At 38.6% G+C, this 19,886-nt stretch carries 14 protein-coding genes; 6 read left to right on the top strand and 8 right to left on the bottom strand.

The genetic code is table 11. The features are described from left to right. Positions 1 to 1,790, bottom strand: a 1,790-nt coding sequence (locus tag J2Y37_RS13685; RefSeq protein WP_349033163.1) for an ESPR-type extended signal peptide-containing protein, incomplete at its 3' end; no start/stop codon positions are given. A gap of 697 nt (positions 1,791 to 2,487) precedes the next feature. Between J2Y37_RS13685 and J2Y37_RS13690 the strand changes: the two genes are divergently transcribed. The 5 genes from J2Y37_RS13690 (at position 2,488) to J2Y37_RS13710 (ending at position 8,640) form a co-directional block, all read left to right on the top strand. Beyond that, entirely contained in the window at positions 2,488 to 3,075 is a 588-nt protein-coding gene (locus J2Y37_RS13690; protein WP_349033164.1) for a 5-formyltetrahydrofolate cyclo-ligase, read from the top strand. Positions 3,076 to 3,220: 145 nt separating this feature from the next. After that, positions 3,221 to 5,650: an endopeptidase La gene (gene lon / locus J2Y37_RS13695; RefSeq protein ID WP_005197736.1), complete on the top strand. Its 2,430-nt coding sequence runs from the start codon at positions 3,221 to 3,223 to the stop codon at positions 5,648 to 5,650. A gap of 338 nt (positions 5,651 to 5,988) precedes the next feature. Beyond that, positions 5,989 to 6,468, top strand: coding sequence for a 23S rRNA (pseudouridine(1915)-N(3))-methyltransferase RlmH (gene rlmH / locus J2Y37_RS13700; protein ID WP_004670478.1), 480 nt, complete (start codon positions 5,989 to 5,991; stop codon positions 6,466 to 6,468). Between the two features lie 107 nt (positions 6,469 to 6,575). Then, entirely contained in the window at positions 6,576 to 7,349 is a 774-nt protein-coding gene (locus J2Y37_RS13705) for a class III extradiol ring-cleavage dioxygenase (RefSeq protein ID WP_349033165.1), read from the top strand. Between the two features lie 184 nt (positions 7,350 to 7,533). Beyond that, positions 7,534 to 8,640 carry an META and DUF4377 domain-containing protein gene (locus J2Y37_RS13710; protein WP_349033166.1) on the top strand — a complete coding sequence of 369 codons (1,107 nt, stop codon included), beginning with the start codon at positions 7,534 to 7,536 and terminating at the stop codon, positions 8,638 to 8,640. Positions 8,641 to 8,704: 64 nt separating this feature from the next. On the opposite strand, the gene gdhA is transcribed toward J2Y37_RS13710, so the two are convergent. The 7 genes from gdhA to J2Y37_RS13745 form a co-directional block, all read right to left on the bottom strand. Then, positions 8,705 to 10,051, bottom strand: coding sequence for an NADP-specific glutamate dehydrogenase (gene gdhA, locus J2Y37_RS13715; protein WP_349033167.1), 1,347 nt, complete (start codon positions 10,049 to 10,051; stop codon positions 8,705 to 8,707). A 604-nt stretch (positions 10,052 to 10,655) separates the two neighbouring features. Continuing rightward, positions 10,656 to 10,817 carry a hypothetical protein gene (locus J2Y37_RS13720; RefSeq protein WP_005197745.1) on the bottom strand — a complete coding sequence of 54 codons (162 nt, stop codon included), beginning with the start codon at positions 10,815 to 10,817 and terminating at the stop codon, positions 10,656 to 10,658. Positions 10,818 to 11,027: 210 nt separating this feature from the next. Continuing rightward, a complete protein-coding gene (locus J2Y37_RS13725; protein ID WP_349033168.1) occupies positions 11,028 to 11,822 on the bottom strand; it encodes a putative type VI secretion system effector in 795 nt (264 codons plus the stop codon). Beyond that, positions 11,819 to 12,583: a putative type VI secretion system effector gene (locus J2Y37_RS13730; RefSeq protein ID WP_241322714.1), complete on the bottom strand. Its 765-nt coding sequence runs from the start codon at positions 12,581 to 12,583 to the stop codon at positions 11,819 to 11,821. The genes J2Y37_RS13725 and J2Y37_RS13730 overlap by 4 nt, the downstream gene beginning before the upstream one ends. 1 nt (position 12,584) lies before the next feature. Continuing rightward, positions 12,585 to 15,341 (bottom strand): T6SS effector BTH_I2691 family protein, encoded by a 2,757-nt coding sequence (locus J2Y37_RS13735; protein WP_349033169.1) that lies wholly within the window; start codon positions 15,339 to 15,341, stop codon positions 12,585 to 12,587. Beyond that, complete coding sequence (locus J2Y37_RS13740) at positions 15,338 to 16,291, bottom strand: hypothetical protein (protein WP_349033170.1); 954 nt, start codon at positions 16,289 to 16,291, stop codon at positions 15,338 to 15,340. The genes J2Y37_RS13735 and J2Y37_RS13740 overlap by 4 nt, the downstream gene beginning before the upstream one ends. Further along, positions 16,288 to 18,900 carry a type VI secretion system Vgr family protein gene (locus J2Y37_RS13745; RefSeq protein WP_349033171.1) on the bottom strand — a complete coding sequence of 871 codons (2,613 nt, stop codon included), beginning with the start codon at positions 18,898 to 18,900 and terminating at the stop codon, positions 16,288 to 16,290. The genes J2Y37_RS13740 and J2Y37_RS13745 overlap by 4 nt, the downstream gene beginning before the upstream one ends. A gap of 186 nt (positions 18,901 to 19,086) precedes the next feature. Between J2Y37_RS13745 and J2Y37_RS13750 the strand changes: the two genes are divergently transcribed. Beyond that, a complete protein-coding gene (locus J2Y37_RS13750; protein WP_349033172.1) occupies positions 19,087 to 19,884 on the top strand; it encodes an RnfABCDGE type electron transport complex subunit B in 798 nt (265 codons plus the stop codon). Positions 19,885 to 19,886: the final 2 nt, after the last annotated feature.

Below are 19,886 nucleotides of genomic sequence, written 5' to 3' on the forward strand. Positions count from 1 at the left end.
TTTACGTTACTATCACCTTTGACATTGATCGTCTCGCCTAGGGCATAGTTATTGTTTGTTGTGCCATCACCAAAGTTAATGCCTTTTTGTGCTTCGGTCAGTGCCGTATCTGCTGTACTTTGAGCATTGCTCGCATTGGTTAATGCTGTGTTGGCTGTAGTTTGTGCTGTATTTGCTGAGGTTTGCGCATTATTAGCATTGGTTAATGCCGTATTTGCTGTGTTCTGTGCTGCCGTAACATTGTTATTCGTTGTCGTTAATTGACCAAAGTTAACTGCATCGCTTGCAACAGTACCAGCAGCTAAATTCGTAATTTTCTGGTTATTTAAATTTGCCCCGCCATTTAAATTACTTGCACCTGCTACACTCAATGTGCCACCAGTGGCAAGATTACCTGCGGTTACAGTTCCAGTAAATGTAGGCGCATCTGCGATTTGAATATCAAGCGTATTACCAGTAATGACTGTTTTAACATTTGCATTTGAGCCTGCACCTATTAAACCACCAGTGATATTTAAAGATGATCCAAGTTTATTGGATGAAGTACCAGTATTGCCACTAAATGTGATTGCTTTATTAACAGCTGTGTCTAAGCCCGATAATGCCGCACCTACATTATTCACATTACCTGTTTTAGTACCAGCTGCAGGATCCGTTGTAACATTATAGGTTGGTGCTGTATAAGCATTCGTGGCTGAATTATATGCTGCTCCACCACCCAATGCTGTCGCTAAACGACTATGTGTATCATCATAAGCCTTATCTAATTGTGCAACATTCACTGCATCAGTGAGCGCAGCACCATCGGCGACGTTCTGAATACGTCGAGTTGCGCCAATTGTACCTACAGAAACCACACCGTTTGTGGCAGATGGAGCAACATTTGTTAAGAATGAATTTCCTGATTGTGCCGTAGTCGTTGAACCCCCACCTAATGATACAGAGTTCTCTACACTAGCATTGGCACCATCACCGATAGCGATACCTTTCGTTGCACCAGCTTCAACAGTCGCTATATTACCTATAGCGATACCAAAATCTGCTTTTGAATAACTTTGGCGACCCACAGCAATTGCTGTGTTACCCGTTGCTTGGTTGGCTGTTCCGACAGATACCGATGATGTTCCACTAGCAAGGTTACCAACACCCAAACTTACAGCATATCCATTGGTCGTACGGTTACCCTGACCAACAGCGACACCATGAAAATCACCTTCAACTTGGTTACCATTACCAACCGCCACACCTCCACCAGCACCTGTGGAGTTTAGGGTGCCAATTGCGACTGACGCACTTGTATATCCAGTTTGTCCATTTGGATAATTGACAGGTGTAGCACCACCTCTACGATCAGCAATTTGCTGACTGGTAGCGTTAGTGGCATTAATTGTATTTTGTTTACCTATAGCAACAGAATCTGGAGCACTACTAATAGTCGTTCCACAACCCATTGCAATACTATTGGTTGAGGTAGCCCCACTAATGGTAGCTTGATTTAAAGTACCACATTGAGCATTTGTTGGTGATATCGCTGTACTTGAAGCTTGGCTACTACTCCCCCCTCCTGTATTAACTTCTGCAAAAGCAAATGATGGAACAAGAATGCTAAAAATAGCAAAAGACAATGGCTTTAAGAAAAACAATTTAGCTTGTTGGCTAGCCACTGAACTATTGATTTGACTAGTGGTATCACTCACACCGCTATTTTTAGTTTTACTTTTAGCAAGTTCTGAAACCGCTACCCAAACGCCTAACGACGCATTCCAAACAACTTTATAAACTTTGTTCATATTTTTTTCCTAGACGTAAATTAAATCGTTAAAACATGTTTACTTATGTGTACATACCCGTCTATCAGGTAAATAAATGTAATTTAATGTTCAATAAAATAACTTTTTTTATATGCCAAGTAAATCACAATATTTTTATTATTATGCATTTCAAATCACAGACTACAATTCAATATAATGTTTTGCTTTTATTCTAAAAAATTAAATTAAAACAATAATTAATATTAAACAAAAATAAATAAAAATAACACTTATCAACTAATCTTCATACCATAAGTCGCAAAAAATGCATACACATGACAATAATTGACAATGTCTGACTTTTAATATTCAAAAAAAATTGTATCAAAAAATAAAAAAAGTCAGCATAAAGGCTAACTTTTTAATGAATCCATTGTTCTAACTGTCAGTTAATATTGAGTTAAAACATTAACCAACCAATTTTAAGTAAAAAATTTCACAATACTTATTAAGCTTGGATTAATTTACTGTTTAGTAAATCATTTTATTTCGATGAAAAATTATAGACTTACATTATTATTACTCAAGCTATCAACTACTTTTTGATACTTAAAATTATCATCATTCGATATAGATGTAGAAGAAATAAAGCTTTGCTATTTTTTAGTTAGGTATTAAACCGACAATCCTATAAATCAAGTATGATTATTTTATCAAAACCATTTTCTAAAGCTTTATGAGCAACACATTAAACGCATTAAGAAAACAGCTTCGTTTAAAAAGAAAACGCCTTTCTCGTTACGAACAAAAAAGAGCAGAACATCAAGTTTTGATTCAACTGCGGCATGCAATTCAATTTAAAACTGCAACAAAAATTGGTTTGTATTTACATGCATTTGGGGAAATACAAACCCAAAAACTGTTAGAACTCTGTTTCCAACAGAAGAAACAAGTTTACCTGCCGATGATCTGTAATATGAATCAAACGCTTGTATGGGTAAAAATTAGTGCAAACCAATATTTCAACAAACGTTTTTCACACCACGCACTAGGGATGAAAGAGCCGATGGCAAGTCGAGGCAAACATGTTTCAGCATTAGATTTGCTTATTATGCCCTTACTGGCCTGTGATCATCATGGCACTCGAATTGGTATGGGTGGAGGTTTTTACGACCGTACACTTGCGACAGCCAAACATCATCCATATCGCTTAGGACTCGCTCACTCTTTTCAATATATTGATGAGCAACTATTACGGCAAAAATGGGATCAACCGCTTGATGGACTGCTCACGCCAAAGCAACAGTACCGTTTTAGCCGTTGAATCTATGAAATTTAGTATATTTCGCCTGAATTCCGACTAATTTAGTTATTTTTTAATATTTTCTGAGATAAAACCCTTGTAATTTTTAAAATGCACATCACTATAAAAAGCATGGCAACACCGTTGTCACTCATTAGGAGTGCTCATGTCCGAATTTATTATGAATGATGAAACTATCTTAGAGCCGCAAGTTCCGAGTGTATTACCACTTTTAGCATTACGTGATGTCGTGGTATATCCACACATGCAAATTGCGCTATTCGTGGGTCGTGAAAAATCGATCAATGCAGTGGACGTAGCTCGTAACGGTGATAATTTAGTATTTGTAGTTGCGCAAAAAGATTCGCTTACAGAAGAAATTGATCACGATAACCTGTATCAATATGGAACTGTAGCTAAAATCGTACAAGTCGTGAATCATGAAAATGATGAAAACTGCATAAAAGTACTCATTGAAGGCCTACACCGTTCAAAACTAGAACAGATTATTGACGGTGAAGAATACTTAACCGCTGAACATCATTTAAGCCCGATGACTGTTGCATTGGATCAAGAGACCCAAGAGACTCGCTTGAATGAATTACGTACCCTCTTTGCTCAATATGCTGAAGCAAAATTACGTAATGCACGCGAACTCGTTGCAGCTGCAAATAAAATCGAAGACTTATTACAATTGATGTTCTTCGTTGCAACACGTGTGCCTTTGAACATTGAAGTAAAGCAAAAGTTTTTAGAGCACGATGAGTTCGAAGAACATTTACAAGAGTTGATGAGTTATTTGACCAATCAATCTGCTGAACAGCAAATTGAGCAGACCCTGCATGACAGCGTAAAACGTCAGATGGAAAAAAATCAACGCGAATACTTTCTGAATGAAAAAATGAAAGTTATTCAGCGTGAGCTTTCCGATATGAATGGCGGGGCTGAAGATGATGTTGCTGAGATTGAAAAACGACTTGCTGAAGAAGATTTGCCTGAACATGTGCGCAAAAAAGCTGAAGCAGAGTTCCGTAAACTCAAAGCAATGCAACCTGCTTCTAGCGAAGCCGCTGTAGTCCGTAACTATCTAGAAGTAATTTTAGATACGCCATGGAATAAAGCCAGCAAAGTCAGCATTAACTTGAGTAAAGCACAAGAAACACTAGATGCAGATCACTACGGCTTAGATGACGTGAAAGATCGTATTGTTGAATATCTAGCGGTTCAATCTCGTGTGAAAAAACTTAAAGGCCCGATTCTTTGTTTAGTTGGTCCTCCTGGTGTGGGTAAAACGTCACTTGGTGAATCAGTCGCAAAAGCAACTGGTCGAGAATTTGTGCGTATGGCACTTGGTGGCGTACGTGACGAAGCAGAAATTCGCGGTCATCGTCGTACTTATATTGGTGCGATGCCAGGTAAAATTGTGCAATCATTAACAAAAGTTGGTGTGAAGAACCCATTGTTCTTACTCGACGAAATCGACAAGATGGCACAAGACTACCGTGGTGATCCTGCTTCTGCGTTACTAGAGGTGCTTGATCCATCTCAGAACAATAAGTTCAATGATCACTACTTAGATCTTGATCTTGATCTGTCTGAAGTGATGTTTATCTGTACTGCAAATAGTATGAATATTCCAGAAGCATTATTGGATCGGATGGAAGTGATTCGTCTACCGGGTTATACCGAAGATGAAAAAGTGAATATTGCTCAGCGTTACCTTGTTCCTAAAGCGATCAAAAACAATGGTCTGCGCGCAAAAGAACTAACCGTTCATGAAGAAGCGATTCGTGACATCGTACAACGTTATACGCGTGAAGCAGGTGTACGTAGTCTGGAACGTGAAGTTTCTAAAATTGCACGTAAAGTGGTGAAAGAAGCTGTGAGTAAGAAATCGAAAAACTTACAGCTTGATGTCACCTCTGCAAATCTTCCAGATTACTTAGGTCCGCATAAATTTGACTTTGGTATTGCGGAAGATGAAGCGCAAGTCGGCCGTGTAAATGGTTTAGCTTGGACTTCTGTTGGCGGAGAGTTATTGACCATTGAAGTTGCTGCCGTGAAAGGTAAAGGCAAATTCATTACTACAGGTTCACTCGGCGATGTCATGAAAGAGTCTATTACTGCGGCCATGACTGTGGTTCGTACGCGTGCGGATGAGCTTGGTATTGAAGCATCTCGTTTTGAAGAAACCGACGTGCATGTTCACTTACCGGAAGGTGCAACTCCGAAAGATGGTCCATCTGCTGGTTTGGCACTGACGACTGCACTGGTATCTGCATTTACAGATATTACGATTCGCCCAGATATTGCGATGACAGGTGAAACCAGTCTTAGCGGTCGTGCGATGCGTATCGGTGGCTTGAAAGAAAAACTGCTTGCTGCACACCGTGGTGGGGTCAAATTGGTATTTATCCCACAAGATAACGTACGTGATTTGGCTGAAATCCCTGACAATGTCAAAGAAGGTTTAGAAATCAAAGCAGTGAAAAGCATTGATGAAATTCTTCCTTTAGCATTAACAGATATGCCGAAACCTTTGGCTAAAACACCTATTGTTAAACCAGTAGAAGATACCAAGGCTGCGCGACACTAATCTGTGTGTAACAAAAAAGAGAGCCTCGGCTCTCTTTTTTGTTACATAATTTTTTATTACAAAATTAGGTTGAAAAACAACCAATATCTTGCATAATGAAATAGAGTCGATAAAAACAAAAGCTAAATTTGACTTGTGAACTCATTTTTTTAGCGTCATCTGAACTCCAGACGGATGATGCTTTGATCGCAGCTCATACGCATTTTGAGCTGCGTTTTTTATGTTGTGGAATAAAGCACCACCCTGCATAAGATCTTAAGAACAATAAATCTATTCGAGTCTACATGAATCCGTCTCAGCGTTTATAATGCGCTCATATTATTTACACGTATTGTCTTATGAAAATTCGTATCGTGACGATTGGCCAAAAAATGCCTGCATGGGTGCTGACTGGGTTTGAAGACTATTTCAAACGTATTCAACCTTTTGTACAAACCCAAGTAATTGAGCTGCCGATGGCAAAGCGTGGAAAAAATGATTCAGAAGCTGACATCCTAAAATACTGCCAAATCGAGGGTGAAAGTATTCTCAATGCGGTCAAAGCAAATGAGACACTGATCGCCTTAGAAGTGGGTGGACGTGAGCTGAGTACCGAAAAACTTGCGGATACCATGAAGCAATGGATGCTCGAAGGCAACGATATCGTACTTGCCATAGGTGGCCCTGATGGACTATCCGATGCAGTACGCAAAGCTGCTGCTTGGCACTGGTCATTATCCAAACTCACCATGCCCCATCCACTTGTTCGTGTGTTACTCATCGAACAACTCTATCGTGCCATGAGCATTAATCACAATCACCCTTACCACCGAGCGTAATTTAATATCGTGTTCTAGTTTTAGAACAATCTGTTGAAACCTAGCCGCTTTTAAACAGTGCTTATTTTTGTCACCATAACCATGTATTTCTAGTCAGGTGCTTAACGATGAACATGCAAACTTTACCAGGGTTATTTATCTCTCATGGTTCACCAATGCTCGCACTTGATCCAGAACAAGTTGGTCCTGCTCTGCATCGGCTAAGTACCAATCTACCCAAACCACAGGCAATTATCGTCATGTCTGCTCATTGGGAAAGCCAAGCGCTTGAAGTCAGTACCTCAATCCGACCACAAACATGGCACGACTTCCGTGGTTTTCCACAGGCGCTATATGACATTCGCTATCCTGCATCAGGTGCACCAGAACTCGCAGAAAAAATACTCACGTTATTTGCTGAAGCAGGATTTTCTGCCCATGCTAACAGCACACGTCCGCGAGATCATGGGGTCTGGATGCCTTTATTACACATGTATCCTGAAGCCGATATTCCCGTGATCGAAATTTCACTTCCTATTCACTTAAATGCCGATGAAATTTATAAAATCGGACAAACCCTTGCGCCTTTGCGAGAACAACAGATGTTATTAATTGGCTCAGGGAGCATTACCCACAACCTTGCGGAGCTTTCTTGGCATACTGATACCAATGTACCGATATGGGCAAGTACCTTTCGTAATGCGGTCGTCAATAAGCTTACGCATCAAAACTATGATGCTGTATTGGATTGGCCATCATTGCCTTATGTTCAACGTAATCATCCGACACTTGAACATTTTGCACCGCTATTCTTTGCAATGGGCACAGGTCATCGTTTTAATATCGTACATAGTAGTTTTTCAATGGGTTCATTAGGGATGGATATTTATCGTTTCGACTGAATCATATTCTTGGTGCTCGGCAGAAAAGTTTAATAACTGAGCACCAAGCTTTTAAAAATCCTATACTTTTATTTAAAATTACAAATCAATACATTTAACGAACTTAATACCTAAACTGGCTGCATGCTCTTTTTTTAAGAATCCTTTAAGCTTATGGCTGCTATATTATATATGTTCTTTGAATATGAAAATCAAATATTTAATTCTTGCCTTACTCCCTTTTTCTTTAATGGCATGTCAAACAGTACAAAACGTTGCTGATCATGTAACAACTGAAATTAACGCGACAGCGGCTAAAAACCTCACGGATTATCGCTGGACTTATCAAGCGTCTACAGCGTCAAAGCCATTGGTTTTAAACTTTAATGACAATCAACAACTTTCGATTCAAACGGGTTGTAATGGTCAAGGTGGTACTTGGAAAGTTGAAGGCAATACCATTGTCACTTCAGCGCTTATATCAACAAAAATGGCTTGTGCAGATGATTTAATGAAACAAGAACGTTTATCTGCTGATATTTTTAGTGATAAAAAAGTTCCATTTCAAATCAGTACTATGAATGGTCAAGCAATCTTGACTGTAACTGATAGCAAAGGGCAAAAACACATATTTACAGGTGCAAAAGTGACGAATAGCAACGTGTTAACTAATTACACTTGGTCATATCAACCTGCTGATACCAAACGTCCAATCGTATTAAGTTTCTTGGCCAATGATCGCTTATCTGTTGATACGGGTTGTAATCGCTTAAATACATCATGGAAAATTGAAAATGGTTTGATCGCGACAGGTGATGGTGCATCAACGATGATGGCGTGTAATCCAGCACTTATGAAACAAGAGCAATTCGCTGGTGACCTTTTACAAAAACGTCAGATTCCGTTTGAAGTGAATGCAAGCAACCTTGACCAACCAACACTCGTGATTACTGATGCAAAAGGTCAAAAATATAGCTTCGTTGGTAAAATGACACCTGAAGCAAAATACCAAACAGAACCTAAAACTGTTTTCATGGAAATTTCACCAGAAACTAAGTCTTGTGTAGGTGTAGCACCACAGACTTGTATGCAAGTTCGTGAAATTAAATATGATGACAAAGGTGTAAAAACATACGCGGATAAAGACTGGTCACTTTACTACGGTCAAATCGAAGGTTTTGAACACAACCCAAACCAACGTGTCATCGTTCGTGTGAAACGTTTTGAAATTAAAAACCCAGCGGCTGACCAATCTAGCCTAGCTGACGTATTAGATATGGTTGTTGAACAAGAAATTGTTAAGAAACCCTAATACATTGCTATAAATAATAACTCCGATGTTTTTACATCGGAGTTATTATTTGCTCGGCGAAATATTAATAAATACCTTGAGCCAAAATTGCATCAGCAACTTTCACAAATCCAGCAATATTTGCTCCATCCACATAATTCACTGTACCATCTTCTTTAGTACCATATTTCAAACAATTGGCATGAATATCTTTCATGATTGCATGTAAACGTTCATCGACTTCCCCATGCATCCAACTGAGGCGCAAAGCATTCTGTGACATTTCAAGCCCAGAAGTTGCGACACCACCCGCATTTGAAGCCTTACCTGGTGCATAAAGAATTTTTGCAGCAATAAATTTTTCTACAGCATCTAATGTACACGGCATATTGGCACCTTCAGCGACACAGATCACACCATTTGCAAGCAGCAACTCCGCATCCTGTTCGCCTAACTCATTTTGAGTCGCACAAGGCAAAGCAATATCAGCGGGAATATGCCAAGGTGTCTTCCCTTCAAAATACTCAAAGCCATGTTTTGAAGCAAACTCAGAAATACGCCCACGCTTATTATTCTTAAGCTCCATCACTTCGGCAAGCAACTCATCAGTAAAACCATTTTTTAAGTAAACTGTGCCATTTGAGTCTGAAAGACTAACCACTTTTGCACCCAAGAACATGGCTTTTTCTGCTGCAAATTGAGCAACGTTTCCTGAACCTGAAATTGAAACTGTTTTATCAGTAAAATTTTCACCGCGCGTTTTGAGCATTTCCTCAGCAAAATACACTGCACCATATCCTGTTGCTTCAGGACGCATTAAACTTCCACCAAATGAAATGCCTTTACCTGTAAATACACAAGCAGTATCGTTACTTAGCTTTTTCATCATGCCAGCCATAAAGCCAACTTCTCGACCGCCAACACCAATATCACCAGCGGGAATATCGGTATTCGGACCCAAATGACGATATAGCTCTAACATTAATGCTTGGCAAAAGCGCATAATTTCCGCTTCAGACTTTCCTTTTGGATCAAAGTCCGAGCCGCCCTTTCCTCCACCCATTGGTAAGGTGGTTAATGCATTTTTAAAGGTTTGTTCAAAACCCAAGAATTTTAGAATTGATAAATTCACCGATGGATGAAAACGCATCCCACCTTTATATGGTCCAATGGCTGAATTATATTGAATACGGAAAGCACGGTTAACATGTGTTTGCCCTTGATCATCCATCCAAGACACTCGGAATTGAATTGCACGCTCAGGCTCAACTAGACGCTCTAATAAACCATATTGAGCATATTTGGGATTCTTCTCAATGAATGGCCACAAGCTCAACATTACTTCTTCAACAGCTTGTAAAAATTCAGGTTGATCAGGATCTCTAGCTTTCACATAAGCCAGAAAGTCATTTAAGCTATCGTATTTCAACATTCACCCCCGAGTCAGTGATTTATTTTGGTGCTAGAAATGCACCAAAATAGAATATCTCACACAACGAACATAGATTACTATTCAACTTTTATACGACTTTCAATAAAATCTTAATTAAACCTTAAAAATCATATAGATAAATTTTTGTATATTCGTTATTTTTATAGTAAATATAGAGAAAACAAACACTTTTTCAATTATTTTCGCCATTGCTACAGCTTAGTCTTTACAAGCATTTTCTTCTATTGCACCAAAAAAATATAATAAGCATTGTTTTGGAGCGAAAGTACCTGACGATCTATGCTCTTTCTATCTCGCTTGCTGCTTTCCCAATCATTTTTATTCTAAAATTATAAATACTATCGATGCTTAACTTTACGATATCAACAAAAGAAGCAAAATTATAAAAAAATGAATGCTTATACTTATACTGAGTAAATATGACATCCTAAAATTGATCAGCGATCTATTTAAATTAATTACTTATCCATGATTAATGTTATATATAAAATCAACCTTATAAATAATATAGGAAACTAAATAAATTAGTTTCCTATAAATTTGGATTTAGCTGATTAAATTCTTACAAGCATAGAAATAATGATTATTTCTGTTGCCCATTATTTTCGCTAGGTTGCTTTGGAGTTGGCTGTTTTTGGTCTTGTTGTGCTGGAGGCTTAGCATTTGGCTCAGACTGTTGTTGTTGACCAGGTGATTGATTTTGCTGATTAGGTTGTTGTTTAGAGTTATCTTGGTTCTGAGACATGAGTGTCTCTCCTTTATAATGATGTGTAGATAATTATCTAGCACTCATTCACCATAGGCGCTTAATTCAAATATTGATATCAATAAGATGTGTCCAGTTGTAAGCAGCATAAAATATAGTTTTTTGGAATGCTTAATAATCTAGTAAATATAGAATTTATTAAAAATACATATATAAAGTTACAATGAATTTATTTTAGTTCTCACCTTATTATTTATTGCATGTACTTTCATCTTTTTCATTTTTATCAAAATAATCTTCTGGATATGGGTCTGTACCTTTTAAACTTCTACGGTAATACATTACACTACGTTTGAAAGCATGCCCATTTTCCTTAAAATGATCTGTAGTTCCAAAGAAATCTTGATTTTTAACATCCTCAAAACCAAGTACCAAAAAAACTTTTTCAGATAGTCGGCAAGCTTGTTTGAGGTCACTAGAAAAGAAAAACATACTAAATATAAATAGAAAAGTGAACATAAATGGTGCCACAACAAGTGGCAGTATATATTCATAAAAACTAAAATCTAAACTTTGACCACTTAAAAGAGAAGTAATTAATATTATTATATTAACGAATAATAAAAAAAATAAAGCAATTAAGATTCCTGCTTTAATAAAGCTAATATATCCTTTTTTTAAGGATCGTCCCATTTCATTGATCATATGTAACAATCCTGTTTTAGGGTCCAAGGTTGAATAAACCAAATGTCTACCTCGTTCTTTTTGCTCCTTGATTACCCAAACCAGTTCATCACCATTCTTAAACTGCACTGTTGTAAACTGACCAATTAATCGATAATCGCCCACTTCACAAGTAAAGGATTTAGCATCTTCCCCTCTAGCTGCCATCATCATAATTGGAGCATTAGCAGCCATACTACTACTTGCGGTTAAAGCGCCAACCATAGCTGTACCGACAGCTTGCCTTTCGATGTTTCTAAATGGGAAAACCTTAGAATCTTCAACTTTCAGATTCCTTACATGACCTTCGATTTTTATCATTTCTTATCAAAATAATCCTCTGGATATGGGTCTGGGCCTTTTAAGTTTTTTCTATATTCCATGACACTAATGTGAATGCCATCTTTGACGATACAATCATTGTAGAAGTCCTGTTCAATTATTTTAAAACCTAAGACTTTAAAAATTTTCTCAGACAATACACCCGTTTTCTTTGATACTCGGCCAAAAACAAGATAAGAAAAAGAGAAGGAAAATAAAAAACTTATAATAAAGCTAAAAAATAAATATTTAATGATTTCATTAAAAGAAATATCTACACTATCTCCATAATAAAGTTTCGAACCTAATATTAAAATAGATATAAATGAAAAACATACTACTCCTAAAAAGAATGCTACCTTATTGTTATAGTTATAAGCTTTTTTCAACGACCGTCCCAATTCATACATCATATAAAGTAATCCAGTTTTAGGATCAAGTACAGCGTAAGCTAAATGTCTTCCTTGCTCTTTTTCCCTACTAATCACCCAAACCAGTTCATCGCCATTCTTAAATTGTACTGTTGTAAACTGACCAATTAATCGATAATCGCCCACTTCACAAGTAAAGGATTTAGCATCTTCTCCACTTGCTGCCATTAGCAAAATTGGTGCATTAGTTGCTGCGCTACTACTTGCAGTTAAGGTTCCAAGTATTACACTACCAGCAGCTTGTGATTTAATATTCTTCAAAGGATAAATTTTAGAGTCCTCAACTTCTAAATTCTTTACAAATCCCTTAATCAATAACATTTCATTCATTTTATACACTCACTACAGCTTTACTAAAAGCGTCATCTTCATCTTCAAGAGATTTATATTTCCCAGCTTCAGTCCCAAATACCGATTTTTTACACCATTTTTGCAGTTCGTCTTCTGTGTAATAATAATTTCTTAAAACAATTTCAATAACGCTAAGGCCAATACCAATCCAGTTTAACCATACAGCAGTACGTATAATACCTATAGTTAAAAAGCTTTTAAGAGCTATAGACTTTTGCAATTTTATTACAATATCTCTGCCGGCTAATGCAGGGAGCCTTAATAACATTCCAATACCTACACCAACCATTAATAAAGAAATGGTAGCTTTTGCACCTAATACAATCAGCAAGAATATATTATCTTTACCGCCAAACTCTTTTACGAATGCTGTAATGTCAGCAATCATACTAAAAGTGGCCCCTCCAATTGCAAGTCTTGCACCATATAACCTAATTTTATTGGCTTTTTCTTGGAAACTTAAAGCATCCATACCGCCACCAGCAATATCTAAAACTACTGCTGTAGTTGCTAATAAGCCTGCTGTTACTTTAAAACCATTTTCCCAATTTTTATCCCCAGCGAAAAGACTGGCTTGTGTTCCCAAATTCATTAACTCAAACAAAGCAACAATACCAGAAATCCTGATAGAAACACTTTGTGGAGATTTGCTTAGAATATCTTGAATCTTTTGTGTAGCCGTGTTTTGTCCAGCATTTTTCCAACGTTTTTGGATCTCAGTCGCATTCAGTTGACTACCCGCATTTGTCATTTTTAAGTCTATGTTATACAGCAATGACCATTTCGGCACTTTATCAGTTAACAGAGAACTATGCGCATAAGCGATAAAAGAAACCCTCGAAAGTTTCTTTGCAATCAAAGGATTGGCATTATATTGTAGACTCCACTTGGCGACGCTACGTGTTATCTCAGAGATCCAAGGCAAAGTCCGTGCTGGATTATACCACTTCAACTCATTGATTTTATTCGTTGGATCAGCAAGCCATTGTTCCCATAACTGATCTGCACTGACAAACGCAGCAATTAACCCTTTTAAACTTGTCTGTGTTTGATCCCATGTTAAGGAGGTGATATCAGGACTTTTCGCATTATATTCATCAATCAAACTTTTTTGATTATAGGTCACAGCCCGCATATATAAATTATCGTCAGAGATTTTATCGACCCCTAACCATTTTTCCATCAATGCTTGGCCTTCATCGCAGCCTGTCATACCATTCATGACTGATAGTGCTTTTATATGAAATAATGCACCATCACCTTTTAAAACTGTCTGATCGTATACATAAAAGGCATTTAACAACTGCTTTGATTGCAGCCATTTCAAATGATCACTTGCATAAGCTTGGGCCAGTTTACGTGCATCATCAGTTAATGCTTTAACTTTGGTATCGAAAGCATTTTTTTCAGTCCAATTAATTTTTGTCGAATACTTCGTTTCCCAATCCAATTTCGCTTGTGCTTTGGATTGACTAATAATCTTATCTCTTACCTGCTTTTGTCCCGCTGCATATTTTTTATTGTACTGTTGTAAAAACTTTTCTTTTTCTTGTGGAGATGCCTTATCCCAAATTTCGTTGACTTTACGTTGGTAGTCTCTTTGATCCATTGAACTAAAAAGCGGAATCTTACCTTGAGCGAATATTAATTTAGTGCTCAAATCAACTTGCAAATTATTGGTACTTAACTTCTGATTAATGAGTTTATTTTCTACAATGATTTTAATACTATCAATCAGCTGAGATGATTGAAGACGATGCTCATTTGTAATTTCTTTATCTTTTTCTGCAATAAACTTGGTAAGTTTTTCAAATCTCGTATTTCTACTATCATTTAATTTAAGCGTAATTCCAATTGGATCATATAATGCCATGCATGCAACAGTATTTGGCTCTTGAGCAAACTTTTTCAAAATCTGCTCGATACGCCCTGTGCCAAAGCTTTTAATATTATAAATTGAATTTTTTAGATTTGCTGCAGCCAAACAATGATCTTGGGTTGCTCCGCCACCCACAATAAACTTTTGCCATTTACCTTCAGCGACAAATTTCTCGGCATTTTTTTCATACTCGTTGAGTTTTAGCTTACTCATCGGATCATGGGTATGGATAATATAAGCAACTTTAGCGTCATCTTTCGGATTACTTTCTATGGTAATCAATGATGAATTAACACTATGCCCCGCACCTTTGCAGGCAAACTCAGGAACACTTTTAGGTGCGACTTTGCCAACAGGAAAATATGATAAATGCCCCTTTGGTGTGACCAAATAGCCAGCCCATTCTAAAGTACCAGATGCTCGTTTTATTAAACGATAGATATATCCTGTATCTATCATTTCTACAGCATATTTAAAATGTTTTAATTGAATATCTTTGACATTTTTGCCTAATGTTGCAGGCAAAGCAGGTGCATTGCCACCTACCACCGTATAACGTAAAGGTAAAATATTAAAACCAGTTTTACGACAAAAATTAGAACACTCTTTTTGAGACTGTCCAGCACTACTGTTTTGCAAATTTGCAGGCGTAGACTGTTTTGCTGATTTAGCAATCGGACCTTGCTCTATTTTTTTATTTACATTCTTGGCAACTGTTGGCTTGCGCATGTCCCCAACTGTTTCCGTTTTTCCAACAACAGGAATTCTAGCTTGTTGTTGTTTTTGCTTTGCAATTTTCTCAGCCAGTATGTTATTTGTTTGCGGCTTAGCCAATACCGTCTTTTGATTCGTAGTCATATTTCGTATCCATTCAATTCTTTACTAATTTGCTCATATAAATCTTTACCTACATAATCCATGGCATCAGTAAATGTCATTTCATCGACGACGTAGTGCTCATAAAGAACATCCGTGACAATCGAGTGCTGAATAAAATCTTTATGTACAATCTGGCTATAAAGACCATATGTCATCAAATCTAAATAATTTTGAATACCATATTCCTGATATGCATATTTTAAGCTTTGATGTATATCGATAGGATTGATCTCATCCATTTCAATCTGTTCAAACTCATTTAGTTGCTGAAATACACTATTCGCAATTTCAATTAAGTCTAAATCTATAGACTGCTCATCATTCACTTGCCTTAAAGTCAATATCGAGACTACGTCTAAGGTTGCATCAAAACTAAAAAAACCTTTAGGATGCAAAAAATGCCATTCTTTAAAATCTCTCAACAGACCTAGAACATATTCTTTTTTAATAATTTCGGGTAAATAGATTAATACCCGTGGATCATACCAGCGAAAAAGAATTTTTTTATCTTGATCAACAATCACCAATTTCTTTTTTATAGACTCAACTAATTCATCTAGTTCTATATCAGACTTACCAACTCCGAAACCATGAACAAAATAGCTGTCGTTTTCTATTTCATGATTTTTTAGAAGCAACTGAATAAGGTTATCTTTTATTAAGTTGAATTTTTCTTTCGCTTCAATTTTTATAAATAAAAGATTTGAAACCTGCATATCCTTTTTTAAAGCTAATGGAATGTAGGCAATATTTTTTTTCTCAATCTTAGGTAAAAGATCATCAAAGATTGATTCATTTAATGTCCGATCAAGTAAAAATAAAATATGTCCATACGTATCTAATATTTGTAAGCAGCGATTTTCTAAAGCTAAGCAATCAAAATTTAAGTGTTCTGCTTCCATCTGCTTTTGAAAAGGAGAAACAATCACGATAAATCCACCTTTGCTGAACCATTTTGAGCAGCTTGAGTCTGCTTCGCCGAACAATCAGGTAAATCAATCGCAGGCGTACTAACAGATGCTCCGCTTTTAAACAAATGCTGTCCAGCCTTGACCTCAAACTTGCCACCTGTTGTTGGGAAGATTCCTGAGCTATTAATCTTGATACCTGAGCTGCCCCCAATCAAATTGATCTCTTTCGGACTGGTAATGTAAATCGTATTCTCCGTCGAGATAATTTGAATACCACCACGAGCGATCACATCCAAAGCATCACCTTGCGCTAAGATTTCAAACTTACCTTTTGCCGCAACTTGCTTAATCCCGCCTTGTGCTGCAAATAGACTGATCTTTTGACTGGCTTGGGCGATTAGGTTCTTTTGTGTGCTCAGGTTAATACTATCCCCTGCAAATTGGTTCAGTTGTCCATTGGCGGAAAGATGGATATCTTCTGAAGTACTGAGTCCAATGCCATTTGGTGAACTCAGCAATAGCATCGCTTGCTCGAAACGAGCAATTTTGTCTTGAATCTGCTCTGCAAATGCCTGTAACTGCTCAACCGATTCCAACTCATCGGTTTGTTGGTTCTTTGCCACTTCACTTAGGGCTTTGGCGTTGCTTTGGTTGCCTTCTAGTTGTTGTTTGGCTGTTTGGGCTTCGAGATGATCGCCTTCAGCTTGGTCTTGTGTATGGGTGGTGATCAGTAAGCCTTCGCCTGCTCGAATCGCTCCCCATTGGTCAGTGCGTAGTTCAAAGCCTTCACCTCGGTCTTCGCTTTCTGCTTGCGCTTTAGGATGGCTGAGTTTTCCGAGATTGAGTTGACTTGATGCATGGCTGCTTTGTAGTTGAGCGCTGATCTGCCCGGTGGTGTCGTCAAAGCGCAGTTGGTTGTAACCTGAGCCTTGGTATTCTTTGGATTTAATTCCTGCCAGTTTCTTGGTATCTGGCAGTTGTCCTTGGTCATCGAATTTGGTCGGACTGCGTTGTGCTTCGTGCAGTCGTCCTGTGACATAAGGTCGGTCGATGTTGCCATCAAAGAAGTCGATGACCACGATTTCACCAATGCGTGGCAGGAAGCGTGCACCGTAGCCTTCGCCAGCCCAAGGCGTCAGTACATCCACCCATGCCGAGTCGGTATCGTTGTCGTTGCTACCTGCACCGCCATCATGACTGTGGTCGTCATTTCGGGTAAACAGGAAGCGGACTTTAATTCTACCCCATTCATCGACATGGATTTCTTCACCTGATGGTCCAACCACTTTGGCTCGTTGTGGGTTGGCTGCTGGGCGGTGTTGTAGTGGATGGTATTCGGGTACGGTTTTTATGTTACGACGTTGTAGGGTCAGTTGGTTGGCTTGGCGTTCTGCTGGGTTTGTGTGCTTGTCGTCTTGCTGCCATTGGCTTTGAGTGATCAGGCTTTGGATTTGTTGGTTTAAGTCTTTGGGTAGGTTGTTTTGGTTGTAGTAATTTTTAGCAATGATCAGAAATTCTTGGTCTGATCCGCTGTGTTGGTCGATCTCTGGGTGTTCGTTCAGTTTAAACCAGTAGCCGACTTGGGTGTCGCGTACAGTCGTATTGGCAATAAATTGTTTGGCTTGGGCATCGTGGTAGTGGCTGAGGTTTTGGTTGAGTTTTTCAATTTGCTTGTTGCCTGATGGTGTTGCGCCATCTTCGCCTTTGAGGTCTTGCATCCATGCTGGGGTAAAGTGCCATGCGTCTTCGAGTCCCAAGCTGGCATTGTCGTGTTGTTCGCTATGCCGATGTTTGCTTTGGACGCTGCCTGCACCGTCTTCTTGTTCTAGGGCATCGGCTTGCCAGCGTTGGATATGCACTGCGGTGGGTTGTAGGCTACGTTCCGCAATTAAGCTGGTCATGCTGTCGTATTGTTCGGTGGCACTGCTGCGGTGGTAGCGAATCGTTCTTCGATTTAAGGCTTGGTATTGGTTGTTATCGTCAATTAAACGCAGTTTTTGGGCTTGGATCGGGCTATTGCTGTTTGCAACAGTGAGTTGGGCTTCGTCGATCAGCCAGTTGATGCCTTCGCTTCTGAGCAGTCGTGTAATGAAATCGTAGTCGCTTTCATTGGCTTGCATCACAAAGGGTCGGACATCGTAGTCTTGTGTCACGCCGCTGATATCAAGCGTAAGACTCGAAGCGAATAAGGGACTGCGTTGTTGCCATTCTTTAAACAGGGTTTGAACAATATCCAGTATGGTTTTATTCATAAACACGCGGCTGTTACGGCGTTTATGCCAGAGTGCGGTGGCATCTTGCAGTTTGAGTTTATATAGGGTCAGTGAACCATCACTTTGTCCTTGCACAGCTTCGGTAATGATGCCTGTGGTTCTGAAGAGTGTGCCTGTATCGGTGACTTGATCAACGGCGACTTGGCAACCAATGAATTGTTTTAATGGGATGGTGGCATTGGTTGATAGGCAAATCAGTTCCGCAGTTACGCCCTGATTAATGGCATGCTGACCTTGTATTTTTTGTAGGAACACTTCTGTGTTGAGCGCTTGATTGGCAAATTGAATATGTATCGCGCGTTTTTGGGCGGTTAAGCCTAATAGCGACAATGCTTGGAATATGTTGTTCAACATTTGTTATAAAATATTTACTAAAATCTGCCCGATTCTATAATAAACATACAAGTTAGTCTATGTTTTTAATGTCAAGCAATTGAAACGGGCACTTTACATAAAGTGAAATCCAATGCCTAGATGACTCGTCGCACTAAACTATTATTTGCTATACTACCTATCCTGTTTTTCGCTCCATCCTTTTTCATGTCACCATCTGCACAACGTTCTCTTATTGTCCAAATTGACCAACTTTTACCACAAACACAGTGCGGTTTATGTGGGCATCGTGATGGCTGTTTGCCTTATGCGAAATCGATTGCGGAAGGTGAAGCAGCCAATAAATGTGTTCCGGGAGGACAGCCTGTTGCCGATGCACTTGCTGTGTTACTACAACGCCCTTATCTTACGGCTGAACCAAGTGTTTGGGATATCCAAGCAGATGGTCGCCCGCAACGCATGAAAGCCATCATTCGTGAAGATGAATGTATCGGTTGTACCAAATGTATCAGTGCGTGTCCCGTTGATGCCATCATTGGCAGCGGCAAACTGATGCATAGTATTTTGACTGACCTGTGTACAGGCTGCGAATTATGTATTCCACCTTGTCCTGTCGATTGTATTGATCTAGTTGCAGACCCCCAACCTTTACCCACGATACAACAACGTCATATCGAACAAGATGATCTTAGACATCGTTACTATGCGCATATCCAACGTGAAGAAAAACGTCGTATCAATCGTAAAGGGCCTATCGTACGTGCAGAAATTGATATTGAGTTCTTTGCTCAGTTTTCACAGGCCTCAAATAATATTCCGACGATTACCTTGGCAGATAAACCTAAAGAAAGCTCTGTTCTGGATGCCAAAACAACCATTGAACTTGCTAAAATTCGGACTCAAATTAAGAAGTTAGAAAAGCAACTCAGTGTTCGTATAGATGAACAAAAACAAGTCCAGCTCATCGCACTTCAACAACGTTTAAACGAGTTGCAGGAAGTCTAAAT

Source organism: Acinetobacter sp. 3657 (genome assembly GCF_031456775.1).
Taxonomy (GTDB): domain Bacteria; phylum Pseudomonadota; class Gammaproteobacteria; order Pseudomonadales; family Moraxellaceae; genus Acinetobacter.